This window comes from Streptosporangium sp. NPDC006007 (assembly GCF_040614315.1).
GTDB lineage: Bacteria > Actinomycetota > Actinomycetes > Streptosporangiales > Streptosporangiaceae > Streptosporangium.
The window spans coordinates 32,260-51,450 of record NZ_JBEXUG010000037.1 but is presented as its reverse complement, the minus strand read 5'-3'; the positions used below and the strand labels follow the sequence as shown (position 1 = coordinate 51,450).

General features: G+C 69.3%; 18 protein-coding genes and 1 pseudogene. 6 read left to right on the top strand and 13 right to left on the bottom strand.

Annotated elements, in window-relative coordinates; translation table 11 throughout:
* Positions 1 to 32: 32 nt before the first annotated feature.
* A complete protein-coding gene (locus ABZ194_RS24115) occupies positions 33 to 563 on the bottom strand; it encodes a GNAT family N-acetyltransferase (RefSeq protein WP_355599271.1) in 531 nt (176 codons plus the stop codon).
* A 65-nt stretch (positions 564 to 628) separates the two neighbouring features.
* Positions 629 to 3,775, bottom strand: coding sequence for a SpoIIE family protein phosphatase (locus ABZ194_RS24110; protein ID WP_355599270.1), 3,147 nt, complete (start codon positions 3,773 to 3,775; stop codon positions 629 to 631).
* A gap of 83 nt (positions 3,776 to 3,858) precedes the next feature.
* Here ABZ194_RS24110 and ABZ194_RS24105 point away from each other — a divergent pair, with 83 nt between their 5' ends.
* Together ABZ194_RS24105 and ABZ194_RS24100 are read left to right on the top strand one after the other, a co-directional pair.
* The gene (locus tag ABZ194_RS24105) at positions 3,859 to 4,185 is read left to right on the top strand and encodes an STAS domain-containing protein (RefSeq protein ID WP_355599269.1); all 327 of its coding nucleotides are present in this window, start codon (positions 3,859 to 3,861) and stop codon (positions 4,183 to 4,185) included.
* A complete protein-coding gene (locus tag ABZ194_RS24100; protein ID WP_355599268.1) occupies positions 4,178 to 4,582 on the top strand; it encodes an ATP-binding protein in 405 nt (134 codons plus the stop codon). The genes ABZ194_RS24105 and ABZ194_RS24100 overlap by 8 nt, the downstream gene beginning before the upstream one ends.
* A 7-nt stretch (positions 4,583 to 4,589) precedes the next feature.
* On the opposite strand, the gene ABZ194_RS24095 is transcribed toward ABZ194_RS24100, so the two are convergent.
* The 5 genes from ABZ194_RS24095 to ABZ194_RS24075 form a co-directional block, all read right to left on the bottom strand.
* Positions 4,590 to 4,862, bottom strand: coding sequence for a hypothetical protein (locus ABZ194_RS24095; RefSeq protein WP_355599267.1), 273 nt, complete (start codon positions 4,860 to 4,862; stop codon positions 4,590 to 4,592).
* A gap of 146 nt (positions 4,863 to 5,008) precedes the next feature.
* Positions 5,009 to 5,377, bottom strand: coding sequence for an STAS domain-containing protein (locus ABZ194_RS24090; protein WP_355599266.1), 369 nt, complete (start codon positions 5,375 to 5,377; stop codon positions 5,009 to 5,011).
* A gap of 352 nt (positions 5,378 to 5,729) precedes the next feature.
* Positions 5,730 to 6,059, bottom strand: coding sequence for an isoamylase early set domain-containing protein (locus ABZ194_RS24085; protein ID WP_355599265.1), 330 nt, complete (start codon positions 6,057 to 6,059; stop codon positions 5,730 to 5,732).
* Positions 6,060 to 6,509: 450 nt separating this feature from the next.
* A complete protein-coding gene (locus ABZ194_RS24080; RefSeq protein ID WP_355599264.1) occupies positions 6,510 to 6,782 on the bottom strand; it encodes a hypothetical protein in 273 nt (90 codons plus the stop codon).
* A 123-nt stretch (positions 6,783 to 6,905) separates the two neighbouring features.
* Positions 6,906 to 7,142: a hypothetical protein gene (locus ABZ194_RS24075; protein ID WP_355599263.1), complete on the bottom strand. Its 237-nt coding sequence runs from the start codon at positions 7,140 to 7,142 to the stop codon at positions 6,906 to 6,908.
* 305 nt (positions 7,143 to 7,447) lie between these two features.
* On the opposite strand from ABZ194_RS24075, the gene ABZ194_RS24070 reads away from it, so the two are divergent.
* Together ABZ194_RS24070 and ABZ194_RS24065 are read left to right on the top strand one after the other, a co-directional pair.
* A complete protein-coding gene (locus ABZ194_RS24070; RefSeq protein WP_355599262.1) occupies positions 7,448 to 8,362 on the top strand; it encodes a helix-turn-helix transcriptional regulator in 915 nt (304 codons plus the stop codon).
* Between the two features lie 403 nt (positions 8,363 to 8,765).
* Positions 8,766 to 9,557 (top strand): response regulator, encoded by a 792-nt coding sequence (locus tag ABZ194_RS24065; RefSeq protein WP_355599261.1) that lies wholly within the window; start codon positions 8,766 to 8,768, stop codon positions 9,555 to 9,557.
* A gap of 257 nt (positions 9,558 to 9,814) precedes the next feature.
* Here the strand turns inward: ABZ194_RS24065 and ABZ194_RS24060 are convergent, their stop codons facing one another.
* The 3 genes from ABZ194_RS24060 to ABZ194_RS24050 all read right to left on the bottom strand — a co-directional run bounded on the left by ABZ194_RS24060 (position 9,815) and on the right by ABZ194_RS24050 (position 13,234).
* Positions 9,815 to 11,122, bottom strand: a complete 1,308-nt coding sequence (locus ABZ194_RS24060) for a S1 family peptidase (RefSeq protein WP_355599260.1) — start codon at positions 11,120 to 11,122, stop codon at positions 9,815 to 9,817.
* Between the two features lie 397 nt (positions 11,123 to 11,519).
* Positions 11,520 to 12,185 carry a GntR family transcriptional regulator gene (locus ABZ194_RS24055; protein WP_355599259.1) on the bottom strand — a complete coding sequence of 222 codons (666 nt, stop codon included), beginning with the start codon at positions 12,183 to 12,185 and terminating at the stop codon, positions 11,520 to 11,522.
* A 119-nt stretch (positions 12,186 to 12,304) separates the two neighbouring features.
* A complete protein-coding gene (locus ABZ194_RS24050; RefSeq protein ID WP_355599258.1) occupies positions 12,305 to 13,234 on the bottom strand; it encodes a LysR family transcriptional regulator in 930 nt (309 codons plus the stop codon).
* 284 nt (positions 13,235 to 13,518) lie between these two features.
* Between ABZ194_RS24050 and ABZ194_RS24045 the strand changes: the two genes are divergently transcribed.
* Together ABZ194_RS24045 and ABZ194_RS24040 are read left to right on the top strand one after the other, a co-directional pair.
* Entirely contained in the window at positions 13,519 to 14,352 is an 834-nt protein-coding gene (locus tag ABZ194_RS24045) for an ATP-binding protein (protein WP_355599257.1), read from the top strand.
* Positions 14,353 to 14,809: 457 nt separating this feature from the next.
* Positions 14,810 to 17,236, top strand: coding sequence for a collagenase (locus ABZ194_RS24040; RefSeq protein ID WP_355599256.1), 2,427 nt, complete (start codon positions 14,810 to 14,812; stop codon positions 17,234 to 17,236).
* A gap of 120 nt (positions 17,237 to 17,356) precedes the next feature.
* Here ABZ194_RS24040 and ABZ194_RS24035 read toward each other — a convergent pair whose 3' ends face one another.
* The 3 genes and pseudogenes from ABZ194_RS24035 to ABZ194_RS24025 form a co-directional block, all read right to left on the bottom strand.
* Positions 17,357 to 17,497 carry a hypothetical protein gene (locus tag ABZ194_RS24035; protein ID WP_355599255.1) on the bottom strand — a complete coding sequence of 47 codons (141 nt, stop codon included), beginning with the start codon at positions 17,495 to 17,497 and terminating at the stop codon, positions 17,357 to 17,359.
* 269 nt (positions 17,498 to 17,766) lie between these two features.
* Positions 17,767 to 18,606: a hypothetical protein gene (locus tag ABZ194_RS24030; RefSeq protein WP_355599277.1), complete on the bottom strand. Its 840-nt coding sequence runs from the start codon at positions 18,604 to 18,606 to the stop codon at positions 17,767 to 17,769.
* Between the two features lie 94 nt (positions 18,607 to 18,700).
* Positions 18,701 to 18,997 (bottom strand): annotated as a pseudogene (locus ABZ194_RS24025) (hypothetical protein); the annotation flags it as partial.
* Positions 18,998 to 19,191 lie beyond the last annotated feature (194 nt).

Here is a 19,191-nt window from a genome sequence, read left to right as displayed (position 1 = left end):
ATCTCTCTTCCCTTGTGATGGCAGCCACCAAGCTACCGCGTCGGCTCCGGGCGGGACCGGCCGGAGAGACCGGCCGGGGGAGAGTCCCGCGCCGAGAGTCTCTCCAGCGCCGGTCCGGTGAGGCGATAGGGGACCCACTCGTCCAGCGAGACCGCGCCGAGCGACCGGTAGAACTCGACGGCCGGTGTGTTCCAGTCGAGAACCGACCACTCGAACCTGCCGTAACCGCGCTCCACGCAGACCCGGGCGAGCGCGGCGAGCAGCCGCACGCCGTACCCCCGGCCCCGGTGGTCGGGGTGGACGAAGAGATCCTCCAGGTGGATTCCGTGCCGGCCGAGCCAGGTGGAGTAGGAGACGAACCAGAGGGCGAAGCCCGCGACCTCCTTTCCGTCCTCCCCGGCGGCGGCGATGTGGCAGAACACCGCGGGGCCGGTCCCGAAGAGCGCGTCGTGCAACCGCTCCGCGCTGGTCTCGACCTTCTCCAGCGCCCTCTCGTACTCCGCGAGGCCGCGGATCATGTCAATGATCGCCGGAACGTCCTCCGGCGTTGCGGGACGAATCATGGTGGAAGTTTAGGCTGGCCGGAAAGGCGAAGCCCGTCGCGCCCCGGGGACGGCCCCGCCGTGTCTCAGATACGGGCGAAGCCGAGTAGGGCCACGTCGTCGGGTTTGTCCTGACCGTCGACCAGGGTGAGTACCGCCTCCAGCTGGGCGTCGAGGTCGAGGCCGGTGACCCTCGTCATCTCGGCGCGCAGCCTGGTCATGCCGCTCAGCACGTCCATGGAGCGGTTCTCGATGATGCCGTCGGTGTAGAGGAGCAGCCGGTCGCCGCGGTCCAGACGGCTCTCCGCCGTGGGGAAGGCCATGGCGGGCAGGGCGCCGATCAGCGGGGCGAGCGCGCCGCCGAGATAGTCGGCCTCCCCGCTCGCCCTGCAGACCAGGACGGGCGGGTGACCCGCGCTGGCGTATCGCAGCCACCCCGTGGACAGTGAGAGCCGCACGCACAGGACGGTGGCGTGCATGCGGTCGTATCGGCCCGTGGTCATCCGGTTGAGGCGTCCGAGGATCCGGCCGGGATCGGGGTCCTCCAGGGCGTAGGCCCGGAGCGCGTTGCGCATCTGCCCCATGGCGGCGGCGGCCCTGACCCCCTTGCCGACGATGTCGCCGATCACCAGCACCACCTCGTCGTCGGAGACCCGGATCACGTCGTACCAGTCGCCGCCGACGCTCGCCTCGCTGTTGCCCGGCAGATATCGGCCGACGATCCTGGTGCCGTCGATCTCGGGGACCTCGGGGAGCAGGGCGAGCTGCAACGTGGTCGCGAGCCGGTGCTCCAGCTCCAGCTGCCGCAGGTTGTGCAGGCGCGCGGAGGTGAGCTGGGCCAGCTGCCGCGGCACCGTGTCGTCGGTGTCGTCGGCATCGCCGGGCGGGCCGATCCGAAGGCCTGGCGGCCCGTGGAGATCGGGCGGCCCGGCCTGGAGAGCGCCGCCGGGCGTGGACGGCACCGGGGTGTCCGGGGTGTCCGGGGCGTCCGACAGAAGCCGGCCGTACCGCTCCGCCAGCTCAAGCACCTCGGGCTCCGAGGTCGCCTCGTTGATCGCCAGCGCGGCCTCGGTCAGTCCCCGCAGCCGGCGGTTGTGCCGGGAGCGCAGGGCGGCCAGCCGCAGGACTCCACGTACCCGGGTGAGCAGCTCGCGTGCGGAGAACGGCTTCACCAGATACTCGTCGGCCCCCGCGACGAGCCCGGCCAGAGACTCCTCCTCGCCGGCCCTGGCCGACAGCAGCATGATCGGCACGCTCCGGGTGCCCGCGTTGGCGCGCAGCCTGCGGACCAGCTCCAGACCGTCCGTGCCGGGCATCATCACGTCGGCGACGATCAGGTCGGGGGCCTGCCTCATGGCGGACTCCAGAGCGGAGCCCCCGTCGGCCACCGCCGTCACCGTCCAGTGGGGACTGAGCAGACGGACGAGATAGTCGCGCAGGTCGGCGTTGTCGTCGGCGACGAGGATTCGCCCGGGGGCGGCGCCGCCGGGGGAGACCGCCGGCGAGCCCCCGTCCGCCGTGCCGCGCCCGGCCCCCTCCTCCAGACCGGGCAGCCAGGAAGCCATCTCGTCCGACCCCTGCTCGTACGGCGTGACGGCCTCACCCAGCTGATCCTGGGGAAGGTGCGCGGAGCCGTACGGCAGGGTGATCGTGAAGGTCGTCCCCCGGCCGAGGAGGCTGTCCACCTCGATCCGGCCGCCGTGCAGGGCGACCAGCTCGCGGACCAGCGCCAGGCCGATGCCCATGCCGTCGTGCCTGCGCGAGGGTGAGCCGGGGATCCGGTGGAAGCGTTCGAAGATGTTCGGGATCTCGTGCTCGGCGATCCCGATCCCGGTGTCGGAGAACGTGACCGTCGCGCAGCCGTCGCCGGGCCGGACACCGACCGTGACGCCGCCGGTGAAGGTGTGCTTCAGAGCGTTGGAGAGCAGGTTGAAGACGACCCTCTCCCACATGCGCCGGTCGATGTGGACCGGTTCGGGCAGCGGCTCCCCCTCCACCCGCAGGGTGAGCCCGGCGCTCTCCAGCGCCGAGCGGAACACACTGGCCAGCTCGCCGGTCTGCGCCGCGAGGTCCGTCCGCTGGTAGCGGGCGCGGGAGCGGCTGGAGTCGGCGCCGGTGAAGTTGAGCACGTCGTTGACCAGGGCGAGCAGCCGCAGCGCGTTGCGGCGGGCCGTCCGGAGCACGGCCTGGCGGCCGGGGCCGAGCGCGGGGTCGTCGAGCAGTTCCTCCAGCGGCCCGAGGATCAGGGTGAGCGGGGTGCGCAGCTCGTGGCTGACCGTGGCGAAGAAGGCGGTCTTGGCGCTGTCAAGCTCCGCGAGCGTCCGTGCCTCGCGCCGTTCCCGCTCGTGGGTCCGCGCGGCGGACAGCGCCCGTGACACCCCGGACGCGAGCACCTCGAAGAACTCCTGGTACGGCCCGCCCGGCTGCAGGCGGGGGTTCACCCCGCAGACCAGCAGCCCCTGGAGTTCGGTGCCCGAGGTGATGGGCACCGCTACCGCCGGTTCGGAGGCGCCGAAGCGCTCACCGGGGACCGTCGTGACGCCGCCGTCTCCGGCGACGGCCCGCAGGAGGTCGTCGCCGGCGGCGATCCGCTCGGGAGCCGCGTCGTGCGGCAGGGCGATCCGCAGATCCCCGTCGTCGTCGAGGAGGTAGATCAGGCTGAAGGGTACGTCGTCGCGTGCGCCGGCGAGGGCCGACACGGTGGCCCTCGCCACGTCCACCCGCGTGGTCATCCCGCTCGTCGCCACGCCGACCAGGCTCAGTGTGCGCATTCTGCGCTCTCCCAGCACCCGGCCGGTCGTCTCGCTGACCAGGCACAGCACCCCGCCGACCGTGCCGTCGGCCAGGTGTACGGGGCCGTAGGAGACGTCGAAGTAGGTCTGTTCCAGAAAGCCGTGCCGTCGCAGGAGGAAGGGGTGGTCCTGGGCCCAGAAGGGTTCTTCGGTGTCGCGCACCCGGTCCAGCAGCGGCTTCAGGACCTCCCAGGTCTCCGACCAGTTCTCCGCGGCGGGCCGGCCGAGCGCGGCCGGATGCTTGGCGCCGATGGTGGGGATGTAGGGGTCGTTGTAGATGGCGATGTACTCCGGGCCCCAGAACAGGACGATCTGGGCGCGAGCGGAGAGTGCGATGTCGACCGCGCTCCGCAGCGGGGCCGACCATCGGCCGATCGGGCCGAGCGGGGTGGCCTCCCAGTCGTGCCGACGGATGCGCTCGCCCATCTCCCCGCCGCTCACGGGGCCGCCCTTCTGCATCTCACTCCCGGCATATCAGGTAATGTGACGATACCTGGTCGACGAGCGGATCCCCCGGTGAGGACATGGCCATTCGCCTGGAGAGACGGACGGACCCCGACGGTTCGCGCGTGCTCCTCCTGGTCGGCGACCTCGACAGGGCCGCCACGCGTCCGCTGGCCGCCGCGGTGAAGGACGAACTCGACCATTCGCCCCGCCGGCTGGTGTTCCAGATGACGCGGGTGTCGTTCTGCGACTCGTCGGGCATCGTCATGCTGCTGGAGGCCCACTCCGAGGCGGCGCGCCTGGGCGCGGAGCTCGTCCTCGCCGGTCTCGGCCTCCATCTCCGGGAGCTCTTCCGGATCTCCGCCCTCGACCAGATCGTCCGCGTCGTGGAAGAGTCCCGTGACTGAGGGGGCCCGTGGCGACGGGCGGAGGATGTCGTCGTTCCCGATCGCCGGTGATCTCGCCGAGATGCGGCGGCGGACCCGCGAGTTCCTGGCTCCGGCTGCCCTGGACGAGTTCCGGGAGATGAACTTCGTCCTCGCCGTCAGCGAGGCGGCGAACAACGTGCTCGACCACGCCGGCACCGACGGTCTCGTCACCCTGCGGTACGACGACCACCGGGTCGTCGCGGAGGTCCGCGACGAGGCCGGGCTGCTCACCGACGCCGGGACGGGGCTGGTCGCGCCGCCTACCGGGGCCCGCCGGGGCTACGGGCTCTGGCTGATGCGCCAGGTGTGCGACGCGGTGGAGATCCTCCACGACCCCGCCGGATCCACGGTCCGGCTCACGATGCTGCGCCCCTGAGCGGCGCCTATGTCCGCGGCAGTGGGTCCCGGCGCTCGCCGATGCGGGTCGCGCACCCGCGGATCTGCGCCTCGTCGAATCGCTGTACCCCCGGTAGCTGGATCAGGGCCGCCCGCAGCGCCTCGTAGACCTCCTCGACCGGCCGGCCGCCGTGGGAGGCGGCGACGCGCCGCACCACCTGGGCGGCCCGGCCGTCGAACGCGGGTTCTCTCGTGGCGGCGGCACGCGTGGCCACATCGCGAAGGGCGGCGTTGTCCATCGTGATACGGATGCGAGACATCCTCGGTTCCCCCCGGAGTCGGCATGGCCTGTCCGCCCACCCTAGGAGCCGTGAAGTGGCCGGTCACGCACCTGCCGGGGTGTCGCGCGCCGGAGATCCGCGGGGAACGGCCGGTGCCACGGGCGGCCGGGGAAGACCGGGCGGGCTCAGCGGGGGGCCGGCAGGCTTCCCTGAAAGCCCTGCCGCAGGGATTCGTTCACATCCGGGTCGATCGGGAAGGCCGCGGCCAGCCGGGTCATCTCCAGCAGACGGCCGAGAAACCCGTGGACGCCCGCCAGCCGCAGCCAGCCGTTCTGCTCGTAGGTACGGCGCAGCGTCGTCAGCAGCGTCCAGACCCCGGTGGAGTCGCAGAAACCCAGCTCCGTCGCGTCGATGATGATGCGGACGCGCCGGCGGGCCAGTAGATCGGAGAGCACTTCCTCAAGCCGCGGGGCCGAGGTCCTGTCCAGGTCGCCGACGAGCGACACCACCGAGAACCGTGGATGGTCGCTCACCGTGACGGAAAGCCGAGTCATGATGCCCCGCTGTCTGCAGCTGTTGAGACAGCGCCCTTATGGGAGCCGTACAGAGACGGAAACCACTCCACCCACCGTACGCCCATGGCTCATGACAGTTCAACGGTGCGGCGGCCGGCCACATGCGGCAATGTCGCCGTCCGCGCGGGAGCCGGGCGGGACTTCCGCGGGCCCGGTGCGCCCGGGCCGCGGGGTCCGTCTCGGCCCGAGGCGTGTTCCGTGGATCTCCACCCCCGCCGGGATCACCCGGACGGCACCCCGCTGTCGCCCATAACCCGTTATGAGCTTCTTCTCCACCTTGGGGGCATCCGTCCGGCCGGTCTCCGCCACGGCGGAGACCCACGGAACACCCCTAGACGCCGGCCGCGGCGATGTGGTCGGCCGCCGGGTTCCGCCACTCCACCGGGTGGAGATGACAGCCGTGCTCGTCGCGGTGATCGGCGTCGGCGTCGTCGAACCACTGCCCGCCGTCCGCGAGGTAGCGGAAGCGGATCGGCTGCTGGGAGGGGACGGTGAGGGTCACCTGGTAGGTGCCGTTCTCCTTGCGCTCCATCGGGTGGGCGTAGGGGTCCCAGCCGTTGAAGTCGCCGACCAGTGAGACCCCGCCGACGGGCCGGTCGAACGGCACGGTGAAGGTGAGCTTGACCTTCCCGTTCTTGGTGGGCTTGCCGCGCTTGATCATCGAGATTCTCCTGACATCACTGTCTCCGTGGGCAGCCGGCCGTGATCTCGGTGACGGTGGGACGCGAAGGTCGCGTCGGCTCCGCGAACGCGTGCCTCGCGCAGCGGGCCGCGATCGGGATGCCGGCACCCGGTCACGGCTGGCGGTAACGATCCCCATGGATCGTTACCGCCAGTCATCACGCCACAACACGGGGTGTCGATTTTTGATCGGGGTCTCGTCCGATCTTGACTGAATCGTGATGCTTGACCGGTTCGCGTTGAACCTGGCAATGCAGAGGGATCGTGAGTGACGTCACAGAAGCCCTGAGTGCGGAAAGATCACTGAAGATGTCCTTGGACGTACCGCCTTCGCCCCATTGCTGCTGATAGGGGACTTCGTCGGCCCGATACGCGGCGAGGCCGCGCCCCTGCTGGGACGCGGCCCCCCGTCACTGTTGCCCGGGCTCGGTCAGACTCCGGCGCGCGACGGCATCCTGCCCTCGGTGTAGGTCGTGTCGGCCATCTCCTCCCGCCTTTCCCGCCTGCTTTCGAGGGTCTCCTCAATACGCAGGGCGACACCCATCGCGAAGAAGGTGGGTGCCCACTGGCCGATGAAGATCCCCCACCGGTCGGCCCGGTCCGTTCCGGCGTTCTCGACCGACCTCGATGTCAGCCAGGCGGCCAGGGACAGCCCGATGGACGCGACCCCGGCCATGTACATCGTGCCGGATTTTATGCCCATTTTATGAAGCGTATTGATCATTTCATCCCCCCGATGATGGTTCGTTGTTATCGGTACCCTTTCGGCTCATATGTAGTCATATGTAATTGAGCGGGGTAATCGCCGCCGAGGGCGGGGGTTCTGTCAGGCGTCCGGGGTGTCGACACGATCGGGATCGCCGATCCGTCTGAGCAGCTTCTCGCGGCGCCCCTCCAGCTCGTCGGCCAGGGCCTCCTGCTGATCGGCCATGGCGATCAGTGACGACCGCTCGGCGGCGTCCGTCGGGCCGAGGTCGCCGACCTGCACGCGCAGGTCGGCGGCCTCGGTGCGGAGCCTCATCAGATCCGCTTCCACCTGGCGGAGTTCTTCTTGAATGCTCATCCGCTGTCCATACCCGCATCCCACCCGCCGATTCCCGGCGCCGATCCCCGGCTCCCGGAATCCGTGGCCGGCGTCTCCGGTTCCCGATCCCCGATTTCCGATCTTCGCTCGGGAACCGCGGGACCGCGTGCCGATCTCCGACGTACGATGAGATTTCCACTTTGGTGCCCGCTGAAAAGGTCTCCGTTGGAGCAAGATCTAATGTCGGGAATGTCTTCTACGCGGGACCGAGGTCGCCAAAGTTGTACGATCCGCGTCTGAAATGTGAAACCGTTGCACCGTCTGAAGGGCGACAGGGAGCGATCATGGGCATACACCATGCCGAAGACGGTGCGACGCGGGACGACGTCCTCGCCCACTCGGGCGGTGGCCCCACCATTCTGCGGATCCTGCTGGGCACCCAGTTGCGGAGGTTGCGCACCGCCAACGGGATCTCCCGGGAGGACGCCGGATACGCCATCCGCGCGTCCCACGCCAAGATCAGCCGCCTGGAGCTGGGGAGGGTCGGGTTCAAGGAGCGCGACGTCGCGGACCTGCTCACCCTGTACGGCGTGACCGATCCCGACGACAGGGCGCCACTGCTCGCCCTGGCCCGGCAGGCCAACGCCCCCGGCTGGTGGCACAAGTACGGTGACCTGCTGCCGGGCTGGTTCGAGGTCTACGTGGGCCTGGAGCAGGCGGCCTCGATCGTCCGGACCTACGAGGTCCAGTTCGTCCCGGGTCTCATGCAGAGCCCGGAGTACGCCCGCGCGGTCATCATGCTCGTGCACGGCACCGCGTCCGCCGAGGAGATCGACCGCCGGGTCGCGCTCCGGATGGCCCGGCAGCAGCGCCTGACCAGGCCGGAGGCCCAGACCCTGTGGGCCGTGGTGGACGAGGCCGTGCTGCGGCGCTCCATCGGCGGGGAGAAGGTCCTGGCCGCGCAGATCGACCACCTGCTGAAGATCACCGAGCTGCCCAACATCAGGTTGCAGATCATGCCGTTCCACCGGGGTGGGCACGCGGCGGTGGGCGGTCCCTTCTCCATCCTGCGCTTCCCCGAGCGGGAGCTGCCCGACGTGGTCTACCTGGAGCAGCTCACCAGCGCGCTCTACGTGGACAAACGCGAGGAGACCGACCACTACATGCAGGTCATGAACTGCCTGTGCGTCCAGGCGTACTCGGTCTCCGAGAGCAAGGGCTTCCTGCGCGACCTGCGCAGGGGATTGCCGGATATGTGACCTTTGTGGGCTCGCGACCTCCGTAAGGGGAGTGAGCCCAGGTCGCGGGTGATCGGCGGTCTCCGTCCCGCTGGTTCGATTGGACCTGAATCGCGTGCTCTCAGCGGCAGGTCTGGGCGTCTTCTCAACGCCGTGAGTCGAACCACCTCAAAGGAGGCCGCGTGGGTGAAGGTTGGAGAATGCTCGATCCGCCGATCGGGCGCCGTATGGGAGAACGGCCGGGACGAGGACCGGGCGCCATGCCGCGGAGCGACCTGCCGGTGGGCCCGTACCGGAGACCCGAGGGCCGATGACCTCGTCGCTGAACTCCTCGAACTTTCAGAATTCCAGCAATTCCCCTGATTTACCGAATATCCCGGATCTCGGGAATCTCTCAGACGGCAGGCCCCTCCGGGTGGCCGTCGTGGACGACCATCGGCTGATCTGGTCCGCGCTGACGATGGTGCTGCAGCAGGCGGGTCAGCAGATCGTCGCGGTGGCCGCCTCGGTCGACGCGCTGGCGGGAACACCCGATCCCGACGTCGTCGTGTGCGAACTGCACCTGCCCAGGGGGCCGTCCGGCACCGAGGCCGTCAGGCGGCTCGTGGGCCGCGGGCGGCGGGTGCTCGTCATGTCCGGCACCACCGATCCCGAGATGGTCCTGGACGCCGTCGAGGCCGGCGCCGGGGGGTTCGTGGAGAAGTCGGAGGATCCCGACTGCTTCGTGACGGCGGTGGACGCGGTGGGGCGGGACGGATTTCACGTGTCGGCCCGCCTGGCCGGCTACCTGCTGGAGGATCTGCGCCGTCGCCCGCTGGCCGTGAACGACCTTGGAGTACGGCATCTGCGGGTGCTCAGGGCGCTCGCGCGCGGCGACACGGCCGAGGAGGTCTGCCGGGATCTGACGGTGAGCCGGGCCGACCTCGCCAAGCTCGTGACGGCGGCGCTCGAAGCCGGTCGCAGGCGGCGCAGGAGATACCGTCCCTCGCCCAGGGAGCGGGAGGTGATGATACTCCTGGCGTGTGAGGGCCTGTCCCGCAAGGAGATCGCCGACCGGCTGGGTATCGCCTCCTGGACGGTCACCAGCACCCTGGAGAACCTGCGGGGCAAGTACGTCAGGCTCCACCCCGAGGTGGCCCGGAGCATAAGACCGAGCGCCGCGGCCCTGCTCTGGGCGATGAAGCTGCGACTGTGCGAGCGGGCGTCGGCCGGGTGACCGTCTCCGGGGCCGCGTGGCGGGCGGTCCCGGTCAGGCCACCCGGCCCCCGGCCCCCCGCCACCCCGGTGAGATCGAGACCGGGGTGGCGGGGCCTGGCAGGCCGGGCCGTTCGCGCCCGCCGGCGCGGAGACGGGCCGTGCCCGCACGGTGTCGTGCTCCGGTGGGGAAGCGCGACACCGCGGTGCCAGGAGGAGGACGGTGCCGTATCCGTCCCATGCAAAACGGGTACGGCACCGCCGGGTATGGCGGCCTGGTCAGCCTCTGAGCAACGAGACGCCCCAGGCGGACAGGGCGCGGCGGATCGGCTCGTGGATCATGCCGCAGCCCACGTCCGTGCCACCGCTCAGGATTCCGTGGGCGTAGTTTCCGTAGAAGACACCGCTGCCGCTGTCACCGGGGCCGTCGCAGGCGTCGCTCCAGGTCATGCCGGCGAGTGTCCGGTTCGGGTAGGAGACTGTGGAGTTGACCTCGCTGACGATGCCGCAGGTGTAGCCGGTGGTGGAGCCCTGCTTGCAGACGTAGGAGCCGACGTAGTCGGCCTGGGTGCCGCGGACGGGGGTCTGGTAGAGCACCCAGCCGCGGGGCCGCCACCAGCTCGGGTCGTCGACGGAGACGATCGCGGAGTCGCCGTACCAGCCGAAGGTGTAGTCGGCGACGCTGCCGACGTTCTGGTAGCCGTAGCTGTAGGTCGAGACGTCCCACCAGGCGCCCAGTTCGGCGCAGTGGCCGGCGGTGAGCATGTAGTAGGAGCTTCCCGAGTAGGTCATGAAGGCGCTGGTGCACCGGGCGTTGCCGCCGAAGATCGCCAGGCCGGAGCGGAGCGGCGGGTCGCAGGCGTAGTCGTCGTAGCAGTAGAGCTTCACCGACCGGTGCGCGTAGGTGGAGACGGTCACGGCGCTGCCGAAGGTGGCTTTCGCCCAGCGGATGACCTCCTGTTGCGCGGGTGTCGGCTTCGCGCCCTCCAGACTGCTCAGCCTCACCACGTTGTCCGGTGTGACGATGCCGGTCTGCAGGCCGCTGTCGGCGCCCTTGTTGACCTCGGCCACCCGCTTCGCCAGCTCGGTCGTGACCCGCTGGAGGTGCTCGAAGCTGTGGCGGACCGGCACGCTGACGGTGTCGGACGCGCCGGCCGCCAGCGCGGCCGACCTCACCTTGTTCGCCGCGCCGGTCTCCGTGACGCCGACGGTGAGCTTGCCGCCGTTCCGCTGGTCGATCCAGGCGCCGCCGAACGTCGTGCCGAGGTTCTCGCCCATCGTCTCGGCCAGCTTCGTCAGCGCCGGCTGGCGGTCGGCGCGGCGCCGCGCCTCGGTGAGCGAGATGTTGAAGTCTTTCGCGATCTTTCCGGTGAGCGCCTGCTCCTGGGCCCGCTGGGCCTGGGCCTGCTTGGCCTGCTCCTGGGCCTGCTTGACCTCCGTGGTCGGGGCTGGTGAGGCCGGGGGGGAGGAGGGGGTGCCGGGGTCCTCCGAGCCGCCGGCCAGGGCGGGCGCCGGACTTGAGAACGCGATCAGCGTGGCGGCCATGGTCAGGGCCATGGCGATGGGTCTTGTCTTCGCCTTAAGCATCGAGTTGCCTCCTGTGTGGGGGGTGAGGAACTGCCGCGAGGCTGCCCACAGTTCCGTGTAATATAAAATTGCAATGTAAAGCGTAAAATACTATGAGTAAAGAGTCAGAGTCCGAAATGGGTGGAGTCAGAAGGCCGGAAGTCCGGATCCGGCCGTCCCCGGGCCTGATCGTGCCCGTGCCCGGCCGCCCCTGGACCTGGCCGTCTCCGGGCGCGCCGACCCGGGCTCGTCACCAGGCCGGCCGTCTCCGCTCGCGCTCAACGGCCCGCTCGCGCTCAACGGCCGCGTGTGCTCAACGGCCCGCCCGCGCTCGATGCCGCCCGCGCTCGATCGGGTGCTCCGGCGGGCATGATGATCGGCGGGCGGGGTCGACGCGCGTCCGCCGGGGGCGGGCCTCTCAGGTCCAGCTGCGGACGTGGCCGAGGTGACGCCGCATGCTCTCCTCGGCCTTTCCGGCGTCACCTCTGATCAGCGCGTCGAGGAGCCTGCCGTGCTCAAGGGCGCAGGCGACCAGTTCGGCCCGTTCCGGTGGCTTCGCCAGGCCGTACAGCCGTGAGCGGTTGCACAGGTCGTGGGCCATCTGGACCAGCATCCGGTTGCCGTTGAGCGTGAGCAACTGGGTGTGGAAGCGGCGGTCGGCGTCCAGATAGCGAGACACGTCGCCCTTCACGGCCTCGGTCATGACCTCGTCCGCCAGGGCCCGGAGTGTTCCGGTCGCCTCGTCGGTGATGGAGCCGGCCAGTCTGCCGACCGCCGGCACCTCGATGAGCTCACGCATCTCGATGAGCTCGTCGAGATCACGGGTGGACAGTGGCACCACCCGGAAACCTCGATAGCGGATGGCCTCGATCAGCCCGTCGTTCACTAAATCGATCATGGCCTCGCGGACCGGCGTCGCGGACACTCCGAACTGCTCGGCCAGCGCGGGGGCGGAATAGATCACGCCCGGCCGCATCTTCCCTGTGACCAGGGCAGCTCGAAGTGCATCGGCGACCTGCCTCCGAAGGCTGTGCCGCCCTCCGATATTCGGCAGGCCGACCAACTCGTCGGCGAGCGCGCTCATAGGACCCCTCCCAACACGCACTGCTAGCGTACCGTTCTCAGCCTGGTCGTTCACCGTCGGCTCGGTTGTTTCGAGCGCGACCCTGTGTGCCAGGTGACATCGTTTCCGTGATCGGACCGTCAATTGAGCGGATGCACCTCCGGATGTGTGTTCCACCACCGGCTGAAAACCGGGTTGTCGTCCACGTGGTCGGAGAAGGCCCCGGCCAGGCCGCGGTAGAGCGCCGTGGCCCCCTCGTTGCTCAGCCGGTCCCGGCGCCAGGCCATGACCAGCCGGGCGACCTGGGGTTCCCCGGCGAGGGGGCGGACCACAGTGCCGGGTGGCGGGGGCCAGGAGGGGTCCACCAGGCGCACTCCGTGCCCGTCGGCGACCAGCGGCCGGGCCGCGCCGCTGGGGGCCTCGTAGAGCACTCTGGGCTCGAAGCCCGCCGTACGGCAGGACGCCCGGAGCGCGGCCAGTGATCCGTCGTCCGCGCCCGGCGGGCTGATCCAGGCGTCGTCCTTCAGGTCGGCCAGACTGATCTCCTCGTGCTCCGCCAGCGGGTGGGCCGCCGACAGGGCGATGAATATCGGATATCGGGGGATCAGGGTCCGGCTGACGACCGGGGCCACCAGCGTGACGTCGAACCCCTCGATGATGCCCAGCAGTGCCGCGTCGAGGTGGCCGTGGGTGAGCGCCTCGGCCAGCAGCACCGTGGACGGTTCGATGCGGAGCGAGATCTCCCGGCCGGGCAGTGTCTCGCTGACCCGGCCGACGATGCTCCCCACGCAGGCCAGATGCACGCAGCCCAGGCGTAGGACCCCGGTGGGGCCCGAGGGCATGCGCATGTCGCCGAAGAGCGCGTCGACCTCCGACAGGACGATCCGGGCACGGGCGATGACCTGGCGTCCCAAGGGGGTCGGCTCCACTCCGGAGCGGCTGCGGACGAAGAGCGCTCCGCCGACGAGGCTCTCGACTCGATGGAGCTGGTTGGTTATGGCCGGCTGGGACAGGCCCATCCGGGCCGCGGCCCGTGTGACGCTGCCCGTCTCCGCGATTGCGCAGATCATGCGGAGGTGCCTGGTATCGAGGTCCATAACCAAGGATTATGCGACAAGTAATGACCAACAGCCGGGTCTTGAGAGCAAACTGCCAGTACCCCTCCCTCCCGGGAAGGCCTTCCCGGGGCCACCCGGCCGTGAATCACGGCCTGCTCGTTGACGAATCCGCGACACGCGCGCGCAGGAGTGCGACGTGACCTTGACTGCTGGGCCAGGCCGCTCGACCCCGTTTCCGGCTCGTTCCTCGGCATCACGCCATTGCTCTCCTCCGAGCCTGGTCGAAGGTGACAACCATGCCTCAAACAACTCAGATAGTCGATGGGTACCTGCCTCTCCTGGCCGGTGGCGGCTTCCCGGCCTGGCCGTTACCGCTGGACGGGAAGGGTGTAGAGGTCGCGAGGTCGGCCGTGCGAGCCGTGTGCGGCGAGTTCGGCATACCGTCCGACCTGACCTACGACGCGACGGTGATCACGTCTGAACTGGTCACGAACGCGCTCGTGCACGCGTACCGGACGGTACGGGTGCGACCGCTGGTCGGCGGCCCCGAGATCTGGGCCTACCTCAGCCGGCGGGCCCATCCGGAAATCGTGATCAAAGTCTTCGACTCCGCCCCCTGGCGGGGTCCGATTCACCACCCTGCGCTCCGTCCACCGTGGGACGCCCCGAACGGGCGCGGGCTGGAGGTCGTGAACGCGCTGACCGCCGAGTGCGGCGGACGGTGGGGTGTCCATCCGACCCGCGGCCGGATCGGCGCCTGGCCGACGTCCGGCAAGGCGGTGTTCTTCACCCTGCCGATCCCGGACGGCTCCGGCCGGGCACTTCCGGTGTCGTCCGAGCCGAGGTCCCCCCGGCAGTCGGCGGAGCGGATCCACGCGCTCCTGGGCGCCCGGGGGCTGCGGCCGCAGCTCTCGGCCGACCGGGGGATGGCCGTGATCTGCGCGCGTCCCGGGGTCCACGTATGGATCCGTGAGGACTCGCTCTCCTACCGTCTTCCGGGACGGGAGGTCGTCCGGCATCCGTGCTTCGACGAGATCGAGGTCGTCGAGCGGGTGGTCCGCCACTGCGAGGAGTTCGCCGAGGTGAACGGCGTCGTCGGCCCGCCACCGCCCTTGGACGTACTGCTCTGATATCGATTCTGAGGCGACCGCACCGCGGTCGCCTCTTTTTATTTGTGGACCGGTGTAAATTCTTTTTATTTGTGGACCGCTGCAAAAAAGAGATGCCCGATCCATAGCGAAGAATTATGTAGTAATTTATGAGCGTGGACCGAGTCTCGCCGTAAGAATTCGGGCAGAAGGGTCCCTTCTCGATCCTCCGGGTGTGAAGCCCCCGGAGGCAGCGCGACTCCCGCCGACTTACCGACGGAGCCGCCGGCCTTATCCAGATTGGTTTCGGTTACTCCAACCAACCTCATGTCCGTTCATGGATTCCCCCCGGAGGTTGCACGTGAAAATCGCACCGTCTCGCCGCGAGTTAGGAAGCCGCGCGTCGGCCCTGCTCGCACTCACCATGGGTCTGGGGCTTGTCTTCCAGACCCTGGTGGTTTCGCCGGCGAATGCAGTTCCGAAGCCTCCGCCCGTCAAGATGCGTTCCGTTGAGGACGGGTCGAAGCACGTTCAGAAGACCCCGCTCGCGACCAAGGAGCGGCCGCCGATGTCCGCGTCCAAGGACGCGCTGCGCCACGACTACGACGAGCCCCAGGCCGCGACGAAGCACCCCAAGCCGTCGATGATGAAAAAGGGCAAGGCCGCGGGCAAGACCACGGCCAAGGCCGCTGTGTGTAGTCCGAGCGACTTCACCAGCCGCTCCGGCAGCGCCCTGGTCCAGCAGATCAAGGCCTCGACGACCGACTGTGTCAACAGCCTGTTCAACGTGACCGGCACCGACGCCTCCGGCGCCTTCCGCGAGTCCCAGATGACCGCGGTCGCCTACGCGCTGCGCGACAACGGTGCGAGCTACACCGGAGACAACAGCGCGGGCACCGCTCAGCTGACGCTGTACCTGCGCGCGGGCTACTACGTGCACTGGTACGACACCAGTGTGGGCACCTACGGGCCCGCGCTGAAGACGGCGATTCAGTCCGGCCTCGACTCGTTCTTCGGAAACCCCAAGGCCTTCACGGTGAGTAACGCCAACGGTGAGGTTCTCGCCGAGGCGATCACCCTTATCGACAGCGCCGAGGAGAACGACCGATACCTCCACGTGATCAAGCGGATGCTCACCGACTACAACAGCTCGTATGACGCGTCATGGTGGATGCTGAATGCGGTCAACAACGTTTACACGGTGCTTTTCCGCGGTCACCAGGTTCCGGCGTTCGTCACCAAGGTGCAGAGCGACCCGAGCATTCTCACCACCCTCAACTCCTTCGCGGTCAATCACATCAGCCTGCTCAGCACCGACCGCAGCTACCTGGCCTCCAACGCGGGCCGTGAGCTCTCCCGCTTCCTTCAGCACTCCACGCTGCTGACCGAGGTCAGGCCGAAGGTCAAGGACCTGCTCACGCGGAGCAGCATCACCGGCCCCACCGCCTCGCTCTGGGTCGGCGTGGCCGAGATGACGGACTCCTTCGACAAGGCCAACTGCACCTATTACGACACCTGTAACCTGCAGGAGCGCCTCGCGGCCAGTGTCCTGACCGTCAACCACACCTGCAGCGCCAGCATCAAGATCCGCGCTCAGGACATGAACTCCACCGAGCTGGCCGACAGCTGCCGGAGCCTCACCAGCCAGGACGCCTACTTCCACAACAAGGTCAACGACGGAGGCCGTGCGGTCGCGAACGACAACAACACGACCATCGAGGTCTGCGTCTTCAACTCAAGCACCGACTACCAGACTTACGCCGGTGCGATGTTCGGCATCGACACCAACAACGGTGGCATGTACCTGGAGGGCGACCCGGCGGCGGCCGGCAACCAGCCGAGGTTCATCGCCTACGAGGCCGAATGGGTGCGGCCCACCTTTGAGATCTGGAACCTGAACCACGAGTACACGCACTACCTCGACGGCCGGTTCGACATGTACGGCGACTTCGGCGCGGGAATCACCACCCCCACCATCTGGTGGATCGAGGGCTTCGCCGAGTACATCTCCTACTCCTACCGCGGGGTCAACTACGACGCGGCCGTCACCGAGGCGGCCAAGCGGACCTACGCGCTCAGCACGCTGTGGGACACCACCTACTCCCACGACACCACCCGCATCTACCGCTGGGGCTACCTGGCGGTGCGGTACATGTTCGAGAAGCACCCCTCGGACGTCGCCACGGTCCTCGGCTACTACCGGAGCGGCAACTGGAACGCCGCCCGCTCCTTCCTGACCAGCACGGTCGGCAGCCGCTACGACAGCGACTGGTACACCTGGCTGGCGGCGTGCGCGGCGGGCTCCTGCACCGGCGGTGGCGGCGGTGGCGGCGGCAACCAGGCGCCGACCGCGGGCTTCACGTTCAGCTCCAACGGCCTCGCCGTGAACTTCACCGACGGTTCCAGCGACTCCGACGGGACGATCGCGTCCCGTCAGTGGAACTTCGGTGACGGCACGACCTCGACCTCGGCCAACCCCGCGCACACCTACAGCGCCGAGGGCACCTACTCGGTGAAGCTGACCGTCACCGACGACGGCGGCGCGACCGGCGTGACCACGCAGCAGGTCACGGTGTCGACCGGCGGCGGATCCACCACCCCCGAGTGCACCGGCGGCGACGCCCGTCAGCTCGGTCAGAACTGCCAGCGCAGCAACCTGTCGGCGACCGCCGGCAACTACTACTACCTCTACCTCGCCGTTCCGGCGGGCACCCAGAGGCTGACCGTCACCTCCTCGGGCGGCACCGGAAACGCCGACCTCTACTACAGCAACTCCACCTGGGCGACGACCTCGGCCTACACCCAGCGTTCCACGGGTGCCACGAACGCCGAGACCCTGACCATCAACAGCCCCGCCGCCGGGTACGCCTACATCACCCTGCACGCGAAGCAGGCCTTCAGCGGAGTCACGGTCAAGGTTCAGTAACCGACACACCGTAACCAGTCAGACAGAAGGCCGCCGGGGCCGGACCACATGGTCCGGCCCCGGTTCCGTCGTCGCCGCCGCCGGTCCGCGCGTCCGCGCGTCCGCGCGTCCGTGCGGAGATCAGAGTTCGGGCTCGCCGTCCTCGACACGGTAGGTCTTGGTCCACGTGGCACCACACTGGCAACGGGACAGCTCGGCCAGCTCGCCCATTTCGGTTACGGCCAGACCATGACTGAGACGGATGTGAACATGGTTGCTCATGGTGGATCGACTTCCATGTGATCGTTCGTCGCACCGGCTGGGCGGCGGATGCGGATTTCCCGGCGTCCGGCGGGGCGGCGATTACGCCACCGGCCCCGCCTCGATGAAAATTTTCCTCATCGTCATCCAAAATATGTGATGACAGAACAAACGTATACCAAACCCCCAAAGAAGACATAGAGCCGCACAAGAGGATGTAAGGGGTGTTGTCGGGGTCGCGTCGGACCCCGCGCCGTACGGCCCGCCGGCCGGTGGGCACATCCGCTGGATCAGAGATCACACGTCGACCGGTACGGCAGGGACGGCAGGTAGGCCGCCCACTCCTGCCGGGTGAGGTCGCGGCCGACGGTCCGGCAGGTGTGCGCCGTCGCGGCGCGCGGGTCGAGGGGCCAGTGGATGATCCGGCTGTCCGCGCCGCCGGAGACGAGCGTGCCGTCGGCGGCGAAGGCGAGCCCCCGGACGCGGGAGGTGTGCCCGGTGAGGGTCGCGACGCGGCGCCGGGCACCGACGTCCCAGAGCTTGATCGTACGGCTGTCGCCCGCGGTGGCGATCAGCCTCCCATCGGGGCTGAGAGCGATGTCCTGGACCCCGCCCTGGCCGGTGGCCATCCCGTCCAGCCGCCTGCCGGTGGAGACCTCCGTCGTGATGAGGAAGCCGGCCGGGCTGATCGACAGGATGCGGCGGCCGTCCCCGCTGAAGACCTGCGCGGTGGCGATGAGGCCCGGTTGCTCCACCTTGAGCGCGACGGGCGCCGCGAGGTCGTCGAGGTCCCAGAGGAAGGTGCCCAGCCCCGCGGCCGTGAGGAAACGCCCGCCCGGGTCGAAGGTCACATCGGTGGAGGCGCCCTGCCCCCGGTAGGTGAGAGGCGCCGTCGCGTGCCTCCGGCTCCGGACGTCCCAGACGGTGACGGTGTGGTTGCGGGTCACCGCCGCCAGCAGGAGCCCGTCCGGGCTGAAGGCGACGGCCTGGACCACGTCCGGATGCCCGGCGAGCAGGGCGACCGGCCTGCCCTGGGCGTCCCAGAGCCGCACGGTTCCGTCGGCTCCCGCCGAGGCGACGGTCCGCCCGTCCGGGCTGACCTTGATGTCGTTGACCGGCGCGCCCCCGATCCTGGTAGACCTGGACGAGCTCGTCGCGGTCGAGATCCCAGACGGTGACCTCCCCGTTCTCGTCGGCCACCGCCACCTGGCCGGACAACGTCTCCAGGGGGTGCGCGGACGGTGTCATCAGCACGCTCCACCGGCGGCTCCCCTCCGGCAGGCCGCCGAGCAGGCCCGCGCGCAGCAGCGACGACTTCCCGCTTCCCGACGCGCCGAAGACGCCCACCACGGGCAGCCTCGCGACCTTGTCCGTCAGCCGGTCGATCAGGTGCGAGCGGCCGAAGAACCACTTCGCCTGTTCGGGCTGGAAAGCGGTCAGTCCCTGGTAAGGGCAGGGCTCGCCGGTCCGCTCCGCCGGTTCGACGCCGGCCAGGGCCGCCGAGGCGTCGAGCCAGCGCACCCGCCACTCCCCGGGGTCGCCGCCGCACGCCTCGGCGTAGGCCAGCGCCACCTCCAGCGAGGGGAGCCACTCACCCGCCGCCTGCCCGCCGTCCACCTGCGCCGCGCGTCTTTACGGCGTCTCCACGGCGCCTTCCCGGTGTCTTCCCGGCGTCTCCACGGCGCCTTCCCGGTGTCTTCCCGGCGTCTCCAGGG

Excerpts from the sequence above, each read along its gene's own strand:
- ABZ194_RS24115 (WP_355599271.1), bottom strand. The coding sequence starts at position 563 with ATGATTCGTCCCGCAACGCCGGAGGACGTTCCGGCGATCATTGACATG.
- ABZ194_RS24105 (WP_355599269.1), top strand. The coding sequence starts at position 3,859 with ATGGCCATTCGCCTGGAGAGACGGACGGACCCCGACGGTTCGCGCGTG.
- ABZ194_RS24095 (WP_355599267.1), bottom strand. The coding sequence starts at position 4,862 with ATGTCTCGCATCCGTATCACGATGGACAACGCCGCCCTTCGCGATGTG.
- ABZ194_RS24090 (WP_355599266.1), bottom strand. The coding sequence starts at position 5,377 with ATGACTCGGCTTTCCGTCACGGTGAGCGACCATCCACGGTTCTCGGTG.
- ABZ194_RS24085 (WP_355599265.1), bottom strand. The coding sequence starts at position 6,059 with ATGATCAAGCGCGGCAAGCCCACCAAGAACGGGAAGGTCAAGCTCACC.
- ABZ194_RS24080 (WP_355599264.1), bottom strand. The coding sequence starts at position 6,782 with ATGGGCATAAAATCCGGCACGATGTACATGGCCGGGGTCGCGTCCATC.
- ABZ194_RS24075 (WP_355599263.1), bottom strand. The coding sequence starts at position 7,142 with ATGAGCATTCAAGAAGAACTCCGCCAGGTGGAAGCGGATCTGATGAGG.
- ABZ194_RS24070 (WP_355599262.1), top strand. The coding sequence starts at position 7,448 with ATGGGCATACACCATGCCGAAGACGGTGCGACGCGGGACGACGTCCTC.
- ABZ194_RS24060 (WP_355599260.1), bottom strand. The coding sequence starts at position 11,122 with ATGCTTAAGGCGAAGACAAGACCCATCGCCATGGCCCTGACCATGGCC.
- ABZ194_RS24055 (WP_355599259.1), bottom strand. The coding sequence starts at position 12,185 with ATGAGCGCGCTCGCCGACGAGTTGGTCGGCCTGCCGAATATCGGAGGG.
- ABZ194_RS24050 (WP_355599258.1), bottom strand. The coding sequence starts at position 13,234 with ATGATCTGCGCAATCGCGGAGACGGGCAGCGTCACACGGGCCGCGGCC.
- ABZ194_RS24045 (WP_355599257.1), top strand. The coding sequence starts at position 13,519 with ATGCCTCAAACAACTCAGATAGTCGATGGGTACCTGCCTCTCCTGGCC.
- ABZ194_RS24040 (WP_355599256.1), top strand. The coding sequence starts at position 14,810 with ATGCGTTCCGTTGAGGACGGGTCGAAGCACGTTCAGAAGACCCCGCTC.
- ABZ194_RS24035 (WP_355599255.1), bottom strand. The coding sequence starts at position 17,497 with ATGAGCAACCATGTTCACATCCGTCTCAGTCATGGTCTGGCCGTAACC.